Source organism: Prescottella soli (assembly GCF_040024445.1).
Classification (GTDB): Bacteria; Actinomycetota; Actinomycetes; order Mycobacteriales; family Mycobacteriaceae; genus Prescottella; species Prescottella soli.
Genome location: NZ_CP157276.1, coordinates 3589522 through 3611045 on the forward strand (window position 1 = coordinate 3589522; position 21524 = coordinate 3611045).

Below are 21524 nucleotides of genomic sequence, written 5' to 3' on the forward strand. Positions count from 1 at the left end.
AGTGGCCTTCAACGATCTGGACCTGGCCGAGCGGCTGGACATCGCGCGGGAGGGAACCGCGTACTTCGCGCAGCGGCTCGCCGCGCTGGCGGACGCGGAGTTCGACGGTGCGAGCCTGCTCGACGGGTGGTCCCGGCGGCACGTGGTGGCGCACGTCGGCTACAACGCCGCCGCGCTGTGCCGACTGCTGGACTGGGCGGCGACCGGCGTCGAGACACCGATGTACGAGTCGAGGGAGGTGCGGGCCCGGGAGATCGACGAGGGCGCCACTCTCAGCAGCGGGTCGTTGCGAAACCTGTTCGCCCAGACGGCAGCCCAGCTCGACGCGAAGTGGCGGAACCTTCCCGGGGATGCGTGGAACGCGGAGGTGCGAACCGCTCAGGGTCGGATGGTGCCGGCGTCGGAGACCGCGTGGATGCGCAGCCGTGAGGTGTGGATCCACACCGTCGACCTCGGCAACGGCGGGCGTTTCGAGGACATCCCCGACGTGGTGCTCGACTCGCTGCTTGACGACATCGTCGGGACGTGGCGGCGCAAGGGCGAGGGTGTGGGGCTGGTCCTCGAGGTCGGCGGACGACGGTTGGTCGTCGTGCAGGAGGACGCGCCGGTGACCGCCACGGTCACCGGACCGCTCGCGTCCGTCGTCCGCTGGGCGTCGGGTCGCGGGGCGGTCGGGCTCACGGCCGGAGCCGATCGACTGCCGCCGCGCTGGCTCTAGGACGCCCGACGAACGGGCCGCCGATCGCGCGGGAGGATGATTGCGCGATCGGCGGGGCCGGTTCTGCGAGCGTTCAGCTCCAGAACGCGGTGAGCTGCTCGGCCAAGGCTCTGCCTTGGTCGTAACCAGCTCGCGCGGCGGGCGGACGCAGCGACAGATCCATGGCGTTGGCGCCGAACATGCACTCGGAGTCGCTGCCCGGGAAGATCGTTTCGACTCTGCTGCCGTGTGCACGTAGTTCGTCGACCTGTATCGCCAGGTCCAGGCCCCACTCCGACGGCGTCCGTGTCCGGCCGCCGAAGGGCGAGAGCACCAGCACCCGCTTGTATCCGCCTGCCAGATCAGCGTTCTCGGCGTTGGAACGGTAGCCGCCGTCGATGTATCGACGGTCCCCGATCCTGTAGGCGAAGCCACTGGAACAGCTGGCGGCGACGGCATCCACCAGATCCACCCCGCTGAGGCGGTCGAACACCGCCGGTTCGCCGGTCTCGGCATCGACCGCCGTGATGAGCAACGGCCGCCGAGGCCAGCGCTCATCGGGCAGTCGCGCGGCAACGGTCGCGCGCCACTGCGCTTGCAGTGAACCATCCGACGCCGCAGGCATGTCGAGTGCGGCCGCGCCGATTCTGCGGCGCATGTCAGCCGGATCCGTGGCGGAAGCGATGATCCTGCTCGTTCTCTCCATGTGGTCCGACGCCGGCCTGGCCGGAACGCGTCCTCGATCGGGTCCAGCCGGACCGGTGCGGTGCGGCGGAGCAGAGGTCAGGATGGCGGCGTGTAGTTCGGTCGGCGTTGCGCCGGCCAGCTGGGCGGCGGCTGTCGAGCCGGCCGAGGTCCCGACGGTCAGGTCGGCGGTGGTGACGTCCAGCCCCGCCTCGTACAGGCCGGCGACGACGCCGATCAGCCACGCGTTGCCCGTCGATCCGCCGCCACCGAGGACCAGCGCTCGCTCGCCCGCGGCACGTTGAGGGATTGAGGAAGGAGTTGTATTCATGGGAGTCGCCTTTCGCGAATGGCCTTGTTCGGCGCTCCCAGTGGCGACTAGGTCAGTCGCGCGATCGTGGACTGCGGGGGAGCGCCCAACGCGGATACTGCGTTCACGGGTCTCACCTCCTGTCTACGGGCCACGATTCCAGGGGCGGAGGTTAGCACGCGGTGACGCGGGTGCGCAGGTGAGTTTCGAGTGGACGGCCTCGCCCGCGACCACGGCACGGCCGACATCGGCACAGCCGACAACCGCACGACTCCCGAAACCGCTGTAGCCGACACCCCGGAAGGGGTGCCGGCTACAGGGGAGGGGGAATATCGGCTCGAGTGGTGACGGCCTGGGTCAGGCCGTCGGCGGAACGTGCCCCGTGACGATGCGGTGGATGAGCCGCGCCGCGGTGCGCGCGGTCCGGTTGTCCACGTCGATGGTCGGGTTGAGTTCGGCCACGTCGACCACCGCGAGCTTCCCGCTGGTGGTCACCCGATCGCACACGCGCTGGATGATCTCGAGCGGCACACCGTAGGCCGCAGGTGCGCTGACACCGGGCGCGACGGCGGCGGGCAGGACGTCGAGGTCGATCGTCAGGTAGACGATGTCGACGTCGTCGAGGAAGTCGGTGAGGAACTCGTCGACCCGCGCCCGATCGGCGACGCCGCAGTGCTCGTCGAGGAGGTACCGCACGCCGAGGCGGTGCGCGGTCTCGAACAACGTGTTGGTGTTGCTCGGCTGGCTGATGCCGATCACGTCGTAGCGGTGGCTCGTCCCCGCGGCCGCCTCGGCCTCGGCGATCTGCCGGAACGGCGTACCCGAGCTCGGCACCACGTCGGAGCGCAGATCGAAGTGGGCATCGAGGTTCAGGATCCCGAGCCGCGGGTGCTGCGTGCGCAGTTGCGCGTCCGCCACGCCCAGGTAGGTGCCGTAGGCCACCTCGTGACCGCCGCCGAGCACGATCGGCAGACGCCCGGAGTCGAGGGCGACCTGCACGGCCCGGCCGAGCGACTCCTGGCCCGCTTCGAGCTGGTCGCCTGTCACGGCGACGGTTCCCGCGTCGGACAGCGCCGTCTCGTTCTCCAGTGCCATCGAGGACAGCGCGCTGCGGAGCGCGTCGGGACCGGCGGCGGCGCCCTGACGTCCCTTGTTGCGGCGCACGCCCTCGTCGCTCGCGAATCCGATCAGGACCGTGCCCGAACCGGCGCCCGGTCGGTACGGGGTGACGGCCTGGTGCCAGCGCAGGTGCTCCGGACCCGTGCCGTCCGTTCGGCCGGACCACGGGCGGGGAGCGATGTCGACGGTGATGTGGTTGGTCATCTCAGATCCCTGTTCGGTCGATCAGTTCGTGGACGTCGCGAGGACGCCGCCCTTGAACACCTCGCGGATCAGCGGCACACCGGGGCGGTAGGCGAGGTGCAGGTACGACGGCGCGTCGAGCGCGATCGCGTCGGCCCGGGCGCCGATGCACAGGCTGCCGATGTCCTCGCGCTGCAGCGCGCGGGCACCACCGGCGGTCGCGGCCCACACGGCCTCGGCGGGCGTCATGTGCATGTCGCGGACGGCGATGGCGATGCAGAACGGCAGGCTGGTGGTGTAGCAGGTGCCGGGGTTGCAGTCCGCACCCAGCGCCACGGTGACACCGGCGTCGAGCAGCGCGCGGGCGCCGGGGTACTGGTTGCGGGTGGAGAAGTCCGCGCCGGGGAGCAAGGTCGCGACGGTGTTGCTGCCGGCGAGCGCGTCGATGTCGGCGTCGGTGACGTAGGTGACGTGGTCGACCGAGGCCGCGCCCATCTCGACGGCCAGCTGCACGCCCGGGCCCTCGCCGAGCTGGTTGCCGTGCACACGGGGGATCAGGCCGTGCGCGACGCCGGCGGTGAGGACGGCGCGCGACTGCTCGAGGTTGAACGCGCCGCGCTCGCAGAACACGTCGATCCACTTCGCGTACGGAGCGCACGCCGGGATCATTTCGTCGATGGCCATCGTCACGTACTCGTCGGCGCGGCCCGCGTACTCGGGCGGCGGCACGTGCGCGGCCAGCAGGGTGACCTCGTCGGTGAACCGGCTCGCGACCTGCGCGCTGCGCAGCTCGTCCCGGGCGCTCTGGCCGTAGCCGGTCTTGATCTCGACGGTGGTGCTGCCCGAGCGCAGCGACTCGTCGAGCAGTCGCTGCACGTTCGCGGCGAGCTGCTCGTCGCTCGCGGCCCGCGTCGCCTCGATCGTGGTGCGGATGCCGCCCGCCGCGTACTTCTCGCCCGACATGCGTGCGGCGAACTCCTCGGCCCGCTCGCCCGCGAACACCAGGTGCGAGTGACTCTCGACGAAGCCGGGCAGCACGGCCCGGCCGCCGAGGTCGTGGCCGGCGTCGGCCGCCGGGGCGTCCGCGGAGTCACCGACCCACGCGACCACGCCGTCCTCGAAGACGACCGCTGCGTCATGTCGGACACCCAGCGCCCCCTCACCCAGTGCGGGGTCGTTGGTGACGAGGGTTCCGATGTTCGTCAGTGCGGTGGTCCGGGGACCGGTCGTGGTCACGTGAGGCTCCTAGGTCGGGAGGGAATGCGGTGGACGGTGGCCGGGCTCAGACCCGGCTGTCGACCATCGCGGTGTGGGCGGGGTAGATCATTTCGCTGGGCGGGTTGTTCGTCCGCTTGGCGACCGGGTAGTAGATCGCGGCGGTGAACACGATGCCGACGATCCACGAGATGTCCGCGCCCCCGAGCATGTCGGTGATCGGGCCGGTGTACATCTTCTGCGCGAGGAACGGGATCTGGGCGATCACGCCGACGCCGTAGCAGAGCAGGGCCGGGACGTTCCAGGCTCCGTAGCGCCCCTTCGGGTCGTAGAGCGCCGGGATGTCGATGCGCTCCTTCGAGATCAGGTAGTAGTCGATCAGGTTGATCGCGCTCCACGGCGTGAACACCATGAGCAGCACCAGGACGAAGTTCTTGAAGTTGTCCAGGAAGTCCGCGCTCGCCGCGATCGCGATGAACATCGAGGCGACGGTGAAACCGAGGATGTAGAGCGTGCGGGCCTTGGTGGAGATCTGCGACCGGCCGTCGAACGCGGTGACGGTGGTGAGGATCGACATGAATCCGCCGTACGCGTTGAGGACGTTGACGGTCAGCTTGCCGACCACGATCACCAGGTAGATCAGGAAGGCGATGATCGCCGGGCCGGCGAGGTCGCCCATGAAGCCGACCTGGTTGCCGAGGAACGCCTTTCCAGCGACGGCGGCGACGAGCGCACCGAAGGTCATCGACCACTGCGATCCGATGACGCTGCCGAGGAACGTCGACCAGAACGTGGTGCGCTCGCTGGTCTCGCGGGGCAGGTAGCGGGAGTAGTCGGCCACGTAGGGGCCGAACGTGAGCTGCCATCCGGCGCCGAGGGAGATCGCCAGCAGGAAGGTCACGATGTCGAAGTCGACGGTCCCGACGTAGTTCGCGACGTCGTACTCGAGGAACAGGCGGACGGCCAGGTAGGTGAAGCCGATGACGCCGACGACGGTGGCGATGCGGCCGACGATGTGGATCAGCTTGTATCCGGTGACCGCGACGAACGCGGTGAGCAACCCGAAGATCACGATGCCGACCTTGGCGTTGTCGATGCCGAGCACCTTGTTCACGGCCTGACCGGCCAGGACGGTGCCGGTGGCGGCGAACCCGAGGTACATCAGGATCACGAGCAGGAGCGGGATGACCGCGCCCTTGACGCCGAACTGGGCGCGGCTCGAGATCATCTGCGGCAGGCCCATCCGGGGGCCCTGCGCCGAGTGGAGCGCCATCACGGCGCCGCCGAAGACGTTGCCGATCAGCAGGCCCAGGATGGCCCACAGCGCGTCGGCGCCGAACACGACGGCCAGGGCGCCGTCGACGACGGCCGTGATCTGCATGTTCGCGCCGAACCACAGCGTGAACTGGCTGCGCGGAGTGCCGTGGCGCTCGTTGTCGGGGACGACGTCGATGGTGCGTCGCTCGGGGGTGAGGAGCACCTCGGACGTGCTGCCGTCGTGTGTCATGAGGCCTGTTCTTTCTGCGTTGATCCCACCGTGCGGCGGGGTCGACATCCGGGGGTGATGCCCACCTTCTTCGTGCTTGTGCGCTGGATCACGCCAATGTCAGTGCAAAATGTATAGGCCTGTATATACAGGTCTGTCAACATTCGGTTTGTATTCGGATTGTTTCGCCTGGTCGCCGGTCAGAAGCCCTTCCCCGGATTCATCAGACCGAGCGGATCGAACGCGGACTTCACCGCGCGATGGATGTCCAAACCCGCCTCTCCCACTTCCAGCGCCATCCAGCGGCGCTTCAGCACCCCGACACCGTGCTCACCTGTCAGCGTGCCACCCAGGTCGAGGGCGCGTCGAAACACCTCGTCGGCGGCCGCCCACACGGCGTCCGGGACCGAGCCGTCCGCGAGTCGATCGAACACGAACGTCGGGTGCAGATTGCCGTCGCCGGCGTGCGCGACCGTCATGACCGTCACCCCGTGACGCCGCGAGATCTCCTCGATCGACTCCACCATCTCGGGCAGCCGCGAGCGCGGCACGCCGACGTCCTCGACCAGGCACTGCCCGAGTCGCTCGGCCGCCGGATAGGCCAGCCGGCGAATCTCGAGCAACTGGGCCGACTCCGCAGGGTCCCGGGACAGCGCGACGAAGTCGGCCCCGGCGTCGGAGAAGTGCCGCTCGATCGCCGCGGCCGCCTCGTCGGCGTCGGGCCCGTCCGCCTGCGCGATGAGCATCGCCTCGGTGCCGGACTCGAGCCCGATGCGTTTCCATTCGTCGATGGCCACCAGCGTGGCCCGGTCGATCAGCTCGAGCAGGCTCGGCCCGATCCCCGCCCGCACCACGGCGGCGACGGCGTCCGCGGCCGCGCGCAGCGACCCGAAGCTGCCGACGATCGTCGCCGGTTCCCGGGGCGGGCGCGGACGCAGGCGAACGGTCGCGCTGGTGACGATCCCCAGGGTGCCCTCGGAGCCGACCATCAGGCCCGTGAGGTCGTAGCCGGCGACGCCCTTGACGGTGCGGTGTCCGGTCCGCAGGATCCGGCCGTCGGCCAGCACCACCTCGAGTCCGAGCACCGAGTCCCGGGTGACGCCGTACTTGACGCAGCGCAGCCCGCCGGCGTTCGTGGCGATGTTTCCGCCGATCGTGGAGATCTGGTAGCTGCTGGGATCGGGGGCGTACATCAGCCCGTGCTCGGCCGCCGCGCGATCGAGGTCGGCGTTCACCACGCCGGCCTGCACCACCGCGAGCTGATCCGCGGCGTTCAGCTCGACGATGGTCCGCATGGCGGCGGTCGACACCACGAGACAGTCGTCGATCGCGGTGGCGCCGCCGGCCAGACCGCTTCCCGCACCGCGGGGGACCACCGGAACACGATGGGCAGTAGCCCATTTCATCGCCACGGCGACATCGTCGGTGGAGTCCGCGATCAGCACGGCGAGGGGTCGGCCCGGTATCGCGAGGTGCGCCTCGTCCCGTGTGTAGGCGTCCATGACGTCGGGATCGGTGACGAGTCGACTCGAGCCGAGGGCATCGGCGAGCGCGGTGAGGGACATCGGTGTTCCTTGTCTCGGCGGTCAGTGATCGGTTGCGCGTCCGCGCAGTTCGTCGACGGCGGCGAGCACCGCGTCCTCGGCGTCGCGTTCGCCGACGGTCACCCGCACGCCCTCGCCGGCGAAGGTGCGGACGGAGACCCCGTGCGCCACGCAGGCCTCGTCGAGTGCCGTGGCCCCGTCGCCCACCGGAATCCAGACGAAGTTGCCTCCGCTGGAAGGAGTTTCGATTCCCAGGGCGGCGAGCTCCGATCGGAGGTGTCGGCGTCCCGAGTGTACCGACTCCACGATCCGCGCGGTGTGCCCGGAGTCGGCGAGCGCGGCGCACGCCGCGGCCTCGGCGACCGAGCTCAGCCCGAACGGCGGCGCGGCGGCGTGCAGCGGGGCGGCCACGGCGGAGTCGGCGATCGCGTATCCCACGCGCAGGCCCGCGAGCCCGTAGGCCTTCGAGAAGGTCCGCAGCACCACCACGTTCGGGTACTCCCGGAGCAGTGCCACGCCGTCGACCTGCTCGACGGCGAACTCCCGGTAGGCCTCGTCGAGGATCACCAGGACATCGGACGGCACGCTGTCCAGGAGTCGTCGCAGCTCGGTCTCGGTGAGTTCGGTGCCCGTCGGATTGTTCGGGTTGCACACCAGGACGGCGCGGGTGCGGGGTGTCACCGCCGCTACCATCGCATCGACGTCGTGGCGGTGCTGCGCGTCGAGAGGCACCGGAACCGCTGTGGCACCGGCGATCCCGATGAGGATGGGGTACGCCTCGTAGCTGCGCCACGCGTGGACCACCTCGGTGCCGGGTCCCGTGAACGCCGTGAGGACCTGCTGCAGCAGCGACAGCGAACCGGCGCCCGTCAGCACCGCGTCGGCGGGCACGGACAGCCGCTCGGCCAGGGCCGCCACCAGGTCGTCGGCGAACAGCGTCGGGTACAGGTGTCCGTGCGCGCCCGTGCGGGCGATCGCCTCGACGACGGCCGGGGAGGGGGCGACGGTGGACTCGTTGCTCGACGCGCGCCAGCGGACCGTCGCCGCACCCGAGGCCCTCGAATACGCGGGCAGCGCCTCGATCTCGGGACGCGCGCGGGGCAGGGCGATCGGGCGGGTCACTGCAGGGTTCCGATCTCGCGCTCGACGGCGGCGACCAGCGCGCCCGACGCCGCGAGCGCGACCGCGTGTTCGATCTCCGGCGCGAGGAACCGGTCGGTGCCCGGACCGGGGACGCGCTCGCGGAGCGTACGGACCACCGCACCCGTTCCGGGTGCCGGCAGCAGCGGGGATCGCAGATCGATTCCCCGTGCTGCGGTGAGGATTTCGATGGCAAGCACGCGGGTGAGACCGTCCAGGGCGCGGCGCAGCTTCCGGGCGCCGGACCAGCCCATCGAGACGTGGTCCTCCTGCATCGCGGAGGACGGGATCGAGTCGACACTGGCCGGTGCGGCCGCGCGCTTGAGCTCGGAGACCACCGCGGCCTGGGTGTACTGGGCGATCATGAGTCCGCTGTCCACGCCGGGGTCGTCGGCGAGGAAGGGCGGCAGACCGTGGTTGCGGGAGACGTCGAGGAACCGGTCGGTGCGGCGCTCGCTGATGCTCGCGACGTCCGCCGCCACGATCGCGAGGAAGTCGAGGACGTAGGCCACGGGGGCGCCGTGGAAGTTGCCGTTCGACTCCACCCGGCCGTCGAGCGTGACGACGGGGTTGTCGACCGCGGACGCGAGTTCGCGGTTCGCCACCGTGCGGGCGTGCTCGACGGTGTCACGCGCGCCGCCGGCCACCTGCGGCGCGCAGCGCAGCGAGTAGGCGTCCTGCACGCGGGTGTCCTCGGGTCCGGCGTGGCTCGCGACGATCGGGGAGTCGGCGAGGAGCCGGGACATGTTGGCGGCCGCCGCGGCCTGACCGGGATGCGGGCGCAGCGCCTGCAGGTCGGCGGCGAACACCCGGTCGGTGCCCAGCAACCCCTCGACGCTCATCGCGGCCGCGATGTCGGCCAGCTTGAGCAGGTGGTCGAGATCGGTGACGGCGAGCGCGAGCTGGCCCAGCATCCCGTCGGTGCCGTTGATGAGCGCGAGGCCCTCCTTCTCGGCGAGGACGACGGGGGTGAGGCCGTGCTCGGCGAGCGCGGCGGCCGCGTCCACGAGCCGACCGTCCGCGGTGCGGACCGTGCCCTCCCCGGTCACCGCGAGGGCGACGTGCGCGAGCGGCGCGAGGTCGCCCGAGCAGCCGAGGCTGCCGAACTCGTGGACCACCGGGGTGATCCCCGCGGTGAGCAGGTCGGCGTAGGCCTGCGCCACCTCGGGGCGCACGCCGGTGCGGCCGGTGGCGAGCGTGGACAGCCGCAGCAGCATCAGCGCGCGGACGACCTCGCGTTCCACCTCGGGGCCGGAGCCTGCCGCGTGCGAGCGAACCAGGCTGCGCTGCAGCTGGGTCCGCAGCTCCTGCGGAATGTGGCGGGTGGCCAGGGCGCCGAAGCCCGTCGAGACGCCGTACACCGGGCGGGGGTCGGCCGCGAGGTCCTCGATGCGGCGGCGGGAACGTGCGATCTCGGCGAGGGCGTCGTCGGTGATGCGCACGCCGTGGCCGCGGCGTGCGACGTCGACGACGTCCTGGATGGAGACGGGTCCGAGGCCGACGGCGACGGTGGACTGGGCGGTGAGGGTCATGGAGGCTCCGGGAGGCGGGAACGGCCCGGCGGTCGGGTATGAGCGGGCCGCGAATGAGTGTGTCTCGTATACGAGACCATAGTCTCGTATGTAAGACAAGCGGGGGCGCCAACTGCCGGAAGGGGCGTGGTGGCCGAGCGGGCTCAGGCCTCCATCGACTCTTCGAGCATTCGATCGCTGAGGCTGTCCGAGAAGTGGGCGGCGGCGTCGGTGACCAGTCGGGCCAGGTCGGTGGTCGATTCCTCGGTGCGCGAGCCGGTCAGATAGGCGAGGCCCAGCGCGGCGACCGGCCGCCCGTCCCGCGTGACGACGGGACTCGCGATACAGGTCACGCCGTTGGTGGTGGAGTCGCGCTCCACCGCGTAGCCCAGCTCACGATCCGTGCGCAGCAGCGCCCGCAGGTCGTCGAGCGACGTGGGGCCCTCACCGGTGCGCGTGGGCCAGCTGTAGCCCGCGTACAGCGCGCTGAGCTGCTCGGGGTCGAGACGGGCGAGGATCGACCGTCCGACGGCCGTCAGATGCGCCGGCAGTCGCGTGCCCACCTCCGTCACGAGGCGCACGCCGGGCTTGAGCGGCTCGCGCTTGTCCAGGTAGATCACGTCGGTGCCCTGCAGAACCGCCAGGTGCGAGGTCTCGTCCGCGGCCTGCGTGAGGGCGACCATGTGGCGTTGCCCCTCACGATGCAGCGGACCGGAGCGCATGTACGACGCCCCCACCTCGAACGCGGAGACGCCGAGCGTCCACGCCCGCTGATCGGGCCAGTACGCGACGAAGCGCCGGTCCCGCATCACGTTGAGCAGGTGGTGCGTGGTGCTCTTGGGGAGATCCAGTGCGCTCGAGATCTCGGTCGCGGCCATCGGCACGCCGCGGCGGGCGAGCAGGTCGAGCACGTCGAGCACTCGCTCCGCGGACTTGACCCGGCTCGTCGACATCGAACGTCCCCTTCTGATCCCGGCCCGATCGGCCGGCGTGCCGCGTCATTGTCTCGGATACGAGACCGCGGCACCAAACTTCTCAGTTCGGGCTGTCTCCGGTGGGTGACGGGGTGGTGCGGCCCAGTTCGGCGGACAGTCGCGCGCAGCGCTCGACGAGCACCTGTCCGTGCTGGGCGCAGAGGTCGTCGTCGAGGCGGAACGTGGGCCCGACGACGCTCAGCGCCCCCACGATCCGGCCGATGGCGTCGTAGATCGGGGCGGCAACACCGGTCGAGTGGTCCTCGATCGTGTCGTGGGCGATGGCGTAGCCGTGCGCACCCACCTCGCCGAGCAGCGCCGCGCCGACCGCGGTTCCCCGCAGCGGCACCGTCTGCCCCACCCATCCCATGTGCCGGATGGCGTGGGTGCCCTCGATCTGTCCCATGTACAACGCCGTGCCCCGAGGCCCGGGAGCCGACAGGTATGTCGACTCCCGGGTGATCTCGGCGATCTCGGCCATGGCCGGCTGCGCGCGGACGAGTAGCTGGTTGTCCGCGATGGCCTTCGCGCCGATCTGCAGCAGCCGCGGACCGACTCGGTAGACGTTGTCCTCGCCGCGGAGGACGAACTCGGTCTGCTCGAGGCTGCGGATCAGGCGCAGCGCCGTGCTGGTCGCCAGATCGGTCGTCTTCGCCGCGTCGGCGAGGGTCAGCCCGCCGTGCTCGATGATCGCGCCGAGCAGTTCGAAGGTGCGACTGACACTGCGTGTCACGTCACCGGGGGCCATGTTGTCTCCCATGCCGAGGGCGTCGACCGCACGGTCGACCGTGCGTGAATCTATCGCGCCCGCGCCTCGCCGAGAATCTCGTCGTGGTGCTCGTCGAGCAGCGGGCTGCGCCGCACTGCCGGACGCGTGCTCTCGCCGAACACGACCGGCTGCCGGACGTAGGACACCGTACCTGCTGCCGGGTGCTCGAACGACTCGACGACGCCGCGGTACCGGGCCTGCTCCGACCCGAGTGCCTGCTCGACGTTCCACACCTCCGAACCGGCCAGCCCGGCCGCATCCAGCAGCTCGAGGACCTGGGCGACCGTCCGGCCCGCGGCCCACGCCTCGATCTCCTTGCGCAGAGCGGGCTCGTTCTCGGTGCGCAGCGCGTCCTCCATGAACCGGGGATCGGTGATCAGTTCCTCGCGGCCCATGGTTCGGGCCAGCGTCTGGAAGCCCTTCTCGCTCGCGATCGCGAGCACGAAGAGGCCGTCGTCGGCGCGGTAGGTGTCGAACGGGGTCGAGACCGGGTGCCGGTTCCCGACGCGCTTGGGCGTGACGCCGGACGCCTGCAGCTGGCTGTGCGCGGTGGGCAGCATCGCGAGCATGCTGTCGAACATCGCGACGTCGAGGTGCTGACCCTCACCGGTGGTGCGGGCGGCCAGCAGCGCGGTGCTGATGCCCCACGCGGCGAAGACGCCGGTGATGGTGTCGCCGAACGATTCGCCCAGACGCGTGGGACCGGACTCCTCGGTGCCGGTGATGCTCATGACGCCGGACAGGGCCTGGACCACCAGGTCGTAGGCCGCGGCGCCCGCCATCGGACCCTTCTGGCCGAAGCCGGAGATCGACGCGTAGACGATCCGCGGGTTGCGGGCCCGCGCGGCCTCGTAGTCGATGCCCAGCCGGGTGGTGACACCGGGGCGGAAGTTCTCGACGACGACGTCGGCGTCGGCGATCAACTGCAGCAACGACTCTCGGTCCTCGGGGTCCTTGAGGTCGAGCGCGATCGAGCGCTTGCCGCGGTTGAGGACGTTGAAGTAGATGCTCTCGCCGTCCCGGAACGGGCCGAGGTGCCGAGAATCCTCGCCGGCCTTCGACTCGATCTTCACGACGTCGGCGCCGGCGTCGGCGAGCAGGGCGGTGCAGAACGGTCCCGCGAGAACACGGGAGAGGTCGACGACGCGGATGCCGTCGAGCGGGGGGAGTGCGGGGGTGGTCATGGCCGCCTCGTCTCTCAGTACTCGGTGGAACGGATCGACGGGGCGTTGCCCGCGATGGTGAGGAGCTGGATCTGCGAGGTGCCCTCGAAGATCCGCAGGATCCGGCAGTCGCGGTACAGCCGCTCGATCTCCGACTCGCGCATGAAGCCGGCGCCGCCGTGGATCTGGACGACGTTGTCGACGATCGAGAAGCAGGCCTCGGTCGCGACGTACTTCGAGATCGATGCGGCGCGACGCAGGTCCTGTCCGGCGTCCTTGACGTCGGAGGCCCAGTCGGCGGTCACGCGCGACGACACCAGCTTGGCGTCGCATTCGCCCAGCAGCAGCTGGATGGCCTGGAACTCGGCGATCGGGTGGCCGAACTGCTTGCGCTCGGAGGCGTACTCGCGTCCGAGTTCCCAAGCGCGGAGCGCGATTCCGTTGGCCATCGCGGCGACGTCGATGCGGGCGCGATTGAGTGCGGTGAGCGCGATGTTGCCGCCGCGTCCCTCGGTGCCGATCACGGCGTCGTGCGGGAGCACCACGTCGTCGAGGTACACGGTGTAGGTGGGCGCCGAGCGGATGCCCATCTTGTCCTGCGGCTCGGAGTAGCTGATGCCGGGCGTGCCCTTCGGGACCGCGAAGGCGGTGATGCCCCGGAACCCGGCGGAGGGGTCGGTCTTGGCGAACAGCACGACCAGGTCGGCCTCGCGGGCGTTGGAGATGAAGGTCTTGGAACCGGACAGGTGCCAGCCGTCGTCCTCGCGGCGCGCGACGGTGCGCATCGAGGCGATGTCCGAGCCCGCGTCGGGCTCGGTGAGCGCGAAGCCGGCGAGGACCTCGCCGGAGGCCAGTCCGGGCAGCCAGCGCTTCTTCTGCTCCTCGGTGCCGCCGACGAGGATCGGCTCGAGGCCCAGGTAGTGGGCGGTGTAGATCGACGCGAGCGCGGCGTCGGCGCGGGCGACCTCCTCGATGGCGACGAGCTGGGCGCGCGTGGACAGGCCGAGTCCGCCGAACTCCTCCGGGACGGAGATGCCCATCAGGTCCTGCTCGGCGAGGCGCCGCATCAGCTGGGCGGGGAACTCCTTGGACTCGTCGCGCTCGGCGGCGCCGGGAAGGATCTCCGCGTTCGCGAAAGCGCGCACGGTGCTGCGGAATTCGGTCAGGTCGAGGGCGTCGTCGAGTGTCTGAGCGGTCACGGGAACTCCTGGGGGAACGAGAGGGGGAATCGCTAGATTTCATCTAGTGGAAGTCAATTGCCACCTAGTGGCATGCGATGACTATCGCATCCGGTCGCGTCATTTGTCCAGGGGGAGTCGACTGTCGTTCCTCGACCCCGGAAACGACGACGAGCGGCAACGCGCAGGGGGGATCGTCCTGCGCGTTGCCGCTCGCCGCGGAGCCGACGTCAGTGCCGCCGGTTCGGGCTCACGCTGGTCGTCGTGAGCCCTTGTTCAGGTGTGAGGATCAGTTGTTCTCGGACATCGGGATGCGCACGCCGCGCTCGCGGGCGGTGTCGATGGCGTGCTCGTAGCCGGCGTCCGCGTGGCGGATGACGCCCATGCCCGGGTCGTTGGTGAGCACGGCTTCGATCTTCTTCGCGGCCAGCTCGGTGCCGTCGGCGATGCACACCTGACCGGCGTGGATCGAGCGGCCCATGCCGACGCCGCCGCCGTGGTGGATCGACACCCAGGAGGCGCCGGACGCGGTGTTGACGAGGGCGTTGAGCAGCGGCCAGTCGGCGATCGCGTCCGAGCCGTCCTTCATGGACTCGGTCTCGCGGTACGGCGAGGCGACGGAGCCGGAGTCGAGGTGGTCACGGCCGATCGCGATCGGGGCGGACAGCTCGCCGTTGGCGACCATCTCGTTGAACTTCAGGCCGGCCTTGTGGCGCTCGCCGTAGCCGAGCCAGCAGATGCGGGCGGGCAGGCCCTCGAAGGCGACCTTCTCGCCGGCCATCTCGATCCAGCGCTTGAGGTGCTCGTTCTCCGGGAACAGCTCGAGGATCGCCTTGTCGGTCGCGGCGATGTCCTTCGGGTCGCCCGAGAGCGCGGCCCAGCGGAACGGGCCGAGGCCCTCCTCGAACAGCGGACGGATGTAGGCCGGGACGAAGCCGGGGAACGCGAACGCGCGGTCGTAGCCGGCCTTGCGGGCCTCGTCGCGGATGGAGTTGCCGTAGTCGAAGACCTCGGCGCCCTTGTCCATGAAGCCGACCATCGCCTCGACGTGCGCGGCCATCGACTTGCGGGAGTCCTCGGTGAACTGGGCCGGGTCCTTCTCGGCCATCGCCTTCATGTCGGCGAAGTCGACGCCGAGCGGCAGGTAGGACAGCGGGTCGTGCGCCGACGTCTGGTCGGTGACGATGTCGATCGGGGCGTCCATCTCCAGCAGGGCCGGGAAGATCTCGGCGGCGTTGCCGACCAGGCCGATCGACAGCGGCTTGCGGGCGTCGCGGGCCTCGGTCGCCAGCTGCAGCGCGTGCTCGATGCTGTCGGCCTTGGTGTCGAGGTACTTGTGGGCGATGCGGCGGTCGATGCGGGTGACGTCGCAGTCGACGCAGATCGCGACGCCGTCGTTCATGGTGACCGCGAGGGGCTGCGCGCCGCCCATGCCGCCCATGCCGGCGGTGAGGGTGATGGTGCCGGCCAGGGTGCCGTCGAAGCGCTTGCGGGCGATCGCGCCGAAGGTCTCGTAGGTGCCCTGGAGGATGCCCTGGGTGCCGATGTAGATCCAGGACCCGGCGGTCATCTGGCCGTACATCATCAGGCCCTCGGCCTCGAGCTTGCGGAACTGCTCCCAGTTGGCCCAGTCGCCGACGAGGTTGGAGTTGGCGAGGAGCACGCGCGGCGCCCACTCGTTGGTGCGGAAGACGCCGACCGGCTTGCCGGACTGCACCAGCATGGTCTCGTCGTTCTTCAGCGTCTTGAGGGTGGCGACCATGGCGTCGAACGCGGCCCAGCTGCGGGCGGCGCGGCCGGTGCCGCCGTAGACCACCAGGTTGTCCGGGTGCTCGGCAACCTCGGGATCGAGGTTGTTCATGAGCATGCGCAGCGCGCCCTCCTGCTGCCACCCGAGGGTGTTCAGCTCGGAGCCGCGCGGGGCGCTGACCGGGCGGGCCTCGTGGCCGGGTGAGGTGATGTCCATCGGGTAACTCCTAGCGATCGGGCGGTGAGGGCACTGCTGCGATTTGCGGCTGTCGAGCGACTCCGTTGTCGTCCGCATCCGGTCTGTCGTAGGTGTTGTGCGCTGGCTCACGTTCTGCAACTATGACTTGTATATTCCTGTCTATACAAGCTGATGTCAAGGGGCGCTCAGCAGTTGTGCCCCTGACTTCGAGTGATGTTCGACCAACGAACGGACACGACGACCAGTCGGGTGCAGCGTGGCACCCGGCGGAAGGTTCCGCTACCCGGTGATCGCAGCCGGCCTCGTCGAGTGCTTCACGGCGCGATTCGATCCGTCCGTGGCGCCGGGCGACGGCGGCGAGACGGCGGCCACGGCGGTGTCGGCGTCGATCGAGCAGGTGTCCGGACTCGACGAGGACCGGATCGAGGACGCGCCCGCGCACCTCGAAGAGTGGCTGGTGGGCGCCGACCGCACCAACCTCCGGGACCACACGCGCGCGGTCGCGGAGCGGGGCGCACCCGAGGACCTGGTCCAGGACGTCGAACTGGCGCTCGACCGGTTCGGCCTGCTCGACGTCGTCGAGATCGCGGAGTTGGCCGAGTGCGACACGGCCGTCGCCGGTGAGCTCTACTTCCACCTGTGCGAGCGGGTGGGACTCGTCCCGCTGCTCAACGGGGTCTCCGAGCTGCCCAAGGAGGGGCGCTGGGATGCGCTCGCGCGCCTGGCTCTGCGCGACGAGCTGCGACAGCGTGCGCGCCCTCACCCTGGACGTGCTCGCGCAGGCGCTCCGGTCTTTCACTGCTGGCGGCGCAATACCCCCAGCACCGCATTGAGGTCGAGGTCGAGCGGGTGGTCGGAGTGATCGCGGTCGACGACCGCGTCGAGTTCGGCGAACACTTCCAGCGCCGGACATTGGGCCACGTGCACCGCGTCGGGGCGCAGGCACCGCACAGCAGACAGCGCTTCTACCGCGACGACCCACCACGCCATCTCCAATAGTTGACGTAACTTCCGTACGCCTTGGGTGGCGAAGCTGGCATGGTTCTCCACCCCCATCGAGATCGACACCGGGGCGGCGGCCGAAGCCGAGAGGGCGCGCATCGAGGCCAGCGCGTCGGTGACGACGTACTCACCGATCATCAGACCCGAACTGCCGGGCACACCGTCCGAGCAGAATGCGTACTGCCCGTTGGTGTTCGGGTCGGCGAGCATCGTGACCCGCGCCGCGGCAAGCGCCATCACTTGGGTCAACTCGAGCCGGACGTGGTCGAGGAGGCCCGAGACGGACGCCAAGTGGAAGAGCCCGTGGTGGCGAACCCCGTCGTCGAGGACCAGCGGGTTCTCCGAGGGCGTGGAGCACTCCGACTCCACCGCCTCCCGCAGCCGGGTCACCGCCTCCCACGCCGAGCCCAACACCGCCGAGAGGACCCGCAGCCCGAATCCGTCCTGCACTCGGCCGCCCGGCCGCGGCCGATCGATCACCGCGTCGTGCAGCCGCATCGCCACCCGGGACTGGGCCGATTCGGGACGGCTCGCGTGGACCCGCTCGTCCCAGGCGTCGGTGAAACCTGCCAGTCCCAGGCAGGAGACGCCGGCGACCTGCTCGACCGCCCGCAGCAGCGCCTCGGCCTCGTGCACGGCCAATGCTGCACCGGCCAGCGTGACGGCGTTCGAACTCATGAACGGCAGACCGTCGGTCTCGGCCGCCTGGACCGGTGTGCCCCAATGGTCTCCGCTGTCGAGCCAAGGCCGCTCACCGACGAGGGTGAGCGCCAGTTCGGCGAGTTGTGCGATGTCGCCGGTGCCCAACCCGCCCAGCTCGTGAAGCGCAGGTAGGGATCCGCGGGCCACGGCGTCGGCCAGGCCACGGACCAGCGGAATCCCGACGCCGGAGCGGCCCATCAGGAGTTGGTTGAGCCGGATCGTCATCGCAGCCCGGGTCACCTCGGGGTCCAACACTTTGCCCACCCCGGCGCAGTGGCTGCGCCACAAACGTAGGGCCAGCGCGCCGGAGTCCTCGACGACGTCACGCTTGTTGGCACCCACCCCGGTGTTGGCTCCGTAGACGGCACCCCTCTCCCGGGCGGCCGTCATACTCAGGTGCCCTTCGGCCACTCGTTCCCATGCGGTGTCGGGAACGACGACGCCGTGGGTCCCGGCAGCGACGGCGACGACGTCGTCGACACACAGCCGCCCTCCGGTCAGGCTGAGAGCGTCGCATCGTCCCTCGGTCGGACAGCAAGCGCCGACCTTCTCGGGTGCGCTCATCGCTCGTCCTTCTGCTGCTCGGGCTCCGTGGAGAGGATGCGGTCCAGCGCGGTGCTCACAGCCTCGGGGCGGTGCCCGAAAAGGGAACAGTGCCCCAGCCCGGGGATCTCGTGGTAGCGAGCTAGCGGTGAGAGGTCGGCCGAACTCCTGCCCAACTCCGGGGGTGCGCTGACATCCTCTCCGAAGGCGACGAAGTCGACGTGGACCGCCAACTGCGCCATCCGTGCGCTCACGTCGAACTCGGCGCAGGCCTGCCATTGCGACTCGATGGTGTCCTCGTTGTTCTCGTGAAACGACGGGTCCGACAGCGACGCTTTGATCCGCGCCCAGAGGGTCGGGTCGCCGAGCGCTTCGGCGGGGTAGAGCAGCGGGGCGTAGTGCACGGTCGAGAACTCTGTCGAGAGCCGCACGCCGGCGCGGCGCAGCGCGATCTCCGCGCGCATGAAGTCACCCGCCCAACCCGTCGCGGTGTCGGCGCCGCTGGCGAGCACCACGACGCGGGAGATCAGGTCCGGCCGGTCTAGAGCCAGCTGCAGGCCGATCGCGCCACCCATCGAATGCCCGACCACTGTCGCCGGGCCTGTTGCGAACGTCTCCAATAGCGCGGCGGCGTCACGGGCCATGTCCGCGATCGACCACGGCAGGGTGTCGGTGCACGCTGTGCCCTCGGTGCCGCGGGTATCGAAAGTGAGATTGTGAAAGCGGTCGGCGAAATGCGGAACGAAGTGTTCGTGCCAGGCCGAACCGAAGTACCCACCGCCGGCGATCCAGAGCAGGTCCGGACCCTGGCCGGCCTCGGAGACGGTCGTGGTCAGCGTGCCGATCTCGACACCCGAGTGGGTCTGCATCACTGCACCACCTTCGACAGGCCGGAATCGACGACGTCGATGCGTCGGCGTTCCTCGGCCAGGTCCATGCTGCGAGAGAAGATCAGGTAGGCCGCCCCGGCAGCCACGATGCCCACGTACGGAGCGACGTCGAAGCCCCAGGCCTCCGCCACCGGACCGGTGAACCACTGGGTGTCCACGAAGGGCAGCATGCACAGTAGGGAGACTCCGTAGGCGGCGTACCCACGCCAGTTCCAGGAGCCGTACATGCCACGCGGGTTGAAGATCTCGCGGATCGAATAGTGGCCGCGGCGGACCCAGAAGAAGTCCACCAGGTTGGTGGCCGTCCACGGCGCCAGAAGGTACAGCAACACGGTGAGGAAGGTGCTGTAGGCGTCGACCACCCGGTTGGAGGCCGCGACGGCGATCAGCAGTGCCACCGCTCCGATCAGCACTCCCAGCCCGGCCCTGACCGCGCCACTGCTCCGGGTCGGCCGGAAGCTGTCCACGATGGTGAGCACGGCCAGGGACCCGCCGTAGGAGTTCATCGCGACCAGGTAGAGCGTGCCGATCAGGCCGAGAACCAGCATGACCGTGCCGAACCCGGGGAAGATCGCGTCCCCGCCCTCGACCATCGAATCGACGATGTCGAGGCCAGGGAACGCCGAGACGATGACGGCGGCGACGGACTCGATCCAAATCGCGGCGACGGCCATCCCGACATAGGTCGAGAAGAACGAGGACTTCAGGCTCATGTGCGGCAGGTAGCGGGTGTAGTCCGAGACGTACGGCGCCCAGGCCAGGTTCGCCGACGCACAGGCAGCGGCCTGGGCCAGGAAGAGCACCCACTCGAAGTGGCCACCGACGCTCACACCGGGCAGCGAGGTCGGCCCGAAGACCGTGATCACCAGGAAACAGACCAGGAAGGCCCAGGCGACCCAGCGGGCCATCGCGTGTACGAAGTCGTACCCGATCGCGGCCACCGTGACGGCCACCGCGAACGAGATGATCATGCCGACGGTCACCGGTGTGCCGACCAGGATGTGGAGGGCCTGTCCCATCAGGACCAGACCGAAGACACTGAACCCGACGTAGGTGAAGACCGACAGCACATAGATGAGCACCGCGCCGCGATAGCCGTACTGGGGTCGGGACTGGATCAGCTGCGGCATGCCCAACTGTGGGCCCTGTGAGGCGTGGAAAGCTGAGAAGGTGGTGCCGAACGCGGAGCCCAGCACGATCGCGAGCAGCGACCAGCCCAGGCCGAGTCCGCTCAGCACTCCGATGGTGCCGATCGACAGCGACGCCAGGTTCGAGGTCGAGGTAAACCAGACCGGCGCCACGTGCCAGGGCTTGCCGTGGCGTTCGTCCGCAGGGATGTACTCGATGGTCCGTTGCTCGACCAGACTGCGGGTCGAGGCGGCGGACGAGCCCGCGCCGGGGGGTTCGGAAGTCATGGTCACTCCAGGAAGTCACACGTAGTGGCCGGGGCTCCGGCGCACGGGATCCGTCAGGTACGACGAAGCGCCTCGAAACGTACGGCGACGTCGATCACATGCCCATGGCTGTGGCGATTTCGGAAACGGCCGTCCTCCCGCCGACCGTGTTCACCTTCGTTGCCTGCTCCCAGCTCCCGGAATCTGGTTGCGATTACGGCAACTCCCCGGCGGGACGCCGCGGCGAGAAGACCGTCTGTTCGGCGAAGAGGTGCAGTTGGCGGCGCATGGACTCGTTCGTCGCGCCAGGCACTCCGATCAGGACCTGCAGCCCCAGCCCGTCGATCATTGCGGTCAACTGGGCGGTGACGTCACCGGCGTCGAGCTTCCGGAAGTCACCGCGCGCCTGCCCCTCGCGCAGTAGCTCCTCGATGAAGGCATTCCACCGGGCGACCAGGTCGCAGTGGAGCTTGTTGAACCGTCGATGGCTGTGGCCCCAGCTCCACATCTGCAACCAGCCGCCCCAGTCATCGGTCGGGGAAGCGGTGTCGGGCAGCTGTAGGTCCACCAGTCGCAGCAGCCGGTCGCGCGGCGAGCTGATCCGGAGCAGTGTCGCCCGTTGTTCGGCGAAGTTCTCGCTGAACTTGCGGTGCATGGCCAGATGGAGCAGCTCGTCGCGAGTCAGGAAGTGAGATTCGACGGTGCCTATGCTGACGCGTGCGCGTTCGGCCACGTCGACGACCCGGGCGTTGACGTAGCCGTGCCGGATGAGCACATCCCATGCCGCGTCCATGATCCGATCACGCACCGTCCCGGTGACCCGTGCTTCGTCCTCGGCGGTACCGGGTACCGGGTCGTCGGTTCCGTAGACAAGCCAAGCCACCGAGACGTCGCACCAGGTGGCGATGCGCATCACCTCCACGGGACGGAACTGGCGACTTCCGTTGAGTGACTTGGACAGCTTGACTTGGTCCAGCCCGACGGCAGCAGCGAAGTCCGCCTGCGTTCCCGGTGAGCGGTCGACCAGTTGCCGGACCCGCTGGCGCAGTCCTGCCTCCACATTCATGGCGGC

The 21524-nt window shown here is 69.7% G+C and carries 18 protein-coding genes; 2 read left to right on the forward strand and 16 right to left on the reverse strand.

What is annotated here, in order from left to right:
• The first annotated feature begins 1 nt into the window (after nt 1).
• Nucleotides 2-718 (forward strand): maleylpyruvate isomerase family mycothiol-dependent enzyme, encoded by a 717-nt coding sequence (locus ABI214_RS16725; RefSeq protein ID WP_348603641.1) that lies wholly within the window; start codon nt 2-4, stop codon nt 716-718.
• A 73-nt stretch (nt 719-791) separates the two neighbouring features.
• Here ABI214_RS16725 and ABI214_RS16730 read toward each other — a convergent pair whose 3' ends face one another.
• The 12 genes from ABI214_RS16730 to hutU all read right to left on the reverse strand — a co-directional run bounded on the left by ABI214_RS16730 (nt 792) and on the right by hutU (nt 15939).
• On the reverse strand, nt 792-1712 hold the full coding sequence (locus tag ABI214_RS16730) for a patatin-like phospholipase family protein (protein ID WP_348603642.1): 921 nt from the start codon (nt 1710-1712) through the stop codon (nt 792-794).
• A gap of 336 nt (nt 1713-2048) precedes the next feature.
• Nucleotides 2049-3014 carry a formimidoylglutamase gene (hutG, locus tag ABI214_RS16735; protein WP_348603643.1) on the reverse strand — a complete coding sequence of 322 codons (966 nt, stop codon included), beginning with the start codon at nt 3012-3014 and terminating at the stop codon, nt 2049-2051.
• A gap of 21 nt (nt 3015-3035) precedes the next feature.
• Nucleotides 3036-4229 carry an imidazolonepropionase gene (hutI, locus tag ABI214_RS16740; protein WP_348603644.1) on the reverse strand — a complete coding sequence of 398 codons (1194 nt, stop codon included), beginning with the start codon at nt 4227-4229 and terminating at the stop codon, nt 3036-3038.
• A 46-nt stretch (nt 4230-4275) separates the two neighbouring features.
• The gene (locus ABI214_RS16745; RefSeq protein ID WP_348603645.1) at nt 4276-5715 is read right to left on the reverse strand and encodes a purine-cytosine permease family protein; all 1440 of its coding nucleotides are present in this window, start codon (nt 5713-5715) and stop codon (nt 4276-4278) included.
• 179 nt (nt 5716-5894) lie between these two features.
• Nucleotides 5895-7259, reverse strand: a complete 1365-nt coding sequence (locus ABI214_RS16750; RefSeq protein WP_348603646.1) for an FAD-binding oxidoreductase — start codon at nt 7257-7259, stop codon at nt 5895-5897.
• 21 nt (nt 7260-7280) lie between these two features.
• Nucleotides 7281-8360 (reverse strand): histidinol-phosphate transaminase, encoded by a 1080-nt coding sequence (locus ABI214_RS16755; RefSeq protein ID WP_348603647.1) that lies wholly within the window; start codon nt 8358-8360, stop codon nt 7281-7283.
• A complete protein-coding gene (gene hutH, locus ABI214_RS16760; protein WP_348603648.1) occupies nt 8357-9910 on the reverse strand; it encodes a histidine ammonia-lyase in 1554 nt (517 codons plus the stop codon). Before hutH ends, ABI214_RS16755 begins: the two co-directional genes overlap by 4 nt.
• Before the next feature lie 143 nt (nt 9911-10053).
• Nucleotides 10054-10842, reverse strand: coding sequence for an IclR family transcriptional regulator (locus ABI214_RS16765; RefSeq protein ID WP_348603649.1), 789 nt, complete (start codon nt 10840-10842; stop codon nt 10054-10056).
• An 82-nt stretch (nt 10843-10924) separates the two neighbouring features.
• Nucleotides 10925-11611: an IclR family transcriptional regulator gene (locus ABI214_RS16770; protein ID WP_348611690.1), complete on the reverse strand. Its 687-nt coding sequence runs from the start codon at nt 11609-11611 to the stop codon at nt 10925-10927.
• A gap of 50 nt (nt 11612-11661) precedes the next feature.
• Nucleotides 11662-12816, reverse strand: a complete 1155-nt coding sequence (locus ABI214_RS16775) for a CaiB/BaiF CoA transferase family protein (RefSeq protein ID WP_348603650.1) — start codon at nt 12814-12816, stop codon at nt 11662-11664.
• A 14-nt stretch (nt 12817-12830) separates the two neighbouring features.
• Complete coding sequence (locus tag ABI214_RS16780; RefSeq protein ID WP_348603651.1) at nt 12831-13994, reverse strand: acyl-CoA dehydrogenase family protein; 1164 nt, start codon at nt 13992-13994, stop codon at nt 12831-12833.
• A gap of 268 nt (nt 13995-14262) precedes the next feature.
• Entirely contained in the window at nt 14263-15939 is a 1677-nt protein-coding gene (gene hutU, locus ABI214_RS16785; protein ID WP_348603652.1) for a urocanate hydratase, read from the reverse strand.
• A 268-nt stretch (nt 15940-16207) separates the two neighbouring features.
• Here hutU and ABI214_RS16790 point away from each other — a divergent pair, with 268 nt between their 5' ends.
• On the forward strand, nt 16208-16783 hold the full coding sequence (locus ABI214_RS16790) for a hypothetical protein (protein ID WP_348603653.1): 576 nt from the start codon (nt 16208-16210) through the stop codon (nt 16781-16783).
• Here the strand turns inward: ABI214_RS16790 and ABI214_RS16795 are convergent.
• From ABI214_RS16795 to ABI214_RS16810, 4 genes are all read right to left on the reverse strand, one after another.
• Complete coding sequence (locus tag ABI214_RS16795) at nt 16717-18189, reverse strand: aromatic amino acid lyase (protein WP_348603654.1); 1473 nt, start codon at nt 18187-18189, stop codon at nt 16717-16719. The two genes, ABI214_RS16790 and ABI214_RS16795, sit on opposite strands and share 67 nt — an antisense overlap.
• Nucleotides 18186-19037, reverse strand: coding sequence for an alpha/beta fold hydrolase (locus ABI214_RS16800; protein WP_348611693.1), 852 nt, complete (start codon nt 19035-19037; stop codon nt 18186-18188). Before ABI214_RS16800 ends, ABI214_RS16795 begins: the two co-directional genes overlap by 4 nt.
• Nucleotides 19037-20473 carry a purine-cytosine permease family protein gene (locus ABI214_RS16805; RefSeq protein ID WP_348603655.1) on the reverse strand — a complete coding sequence of 479 codons (1437 nt, stop codon included), beginning with the start codon at nt 20471-20473 and terminating at the stop codon, nt 19037-19039. The genes ABI214_RS16800 and ABI214_RS16805 overlap by 1 nt, the downstream gene beginning before the upstream one ends.
• 193 nt (nt 20474-20666) lie before the next feature.
• On the reverse strand, nt 20667-21518 hold the full coding sequence (locus ABI214_RS16810) for a TetR/AcrR family transcriptional regulator (protein ID WP_348603656.1): 852 nt from the start codon (nt 21516-21518) through the stop codon (nt 20667-20669).
• Nucleotides 21519-21524: the final 6 nt, after the last annotated feature.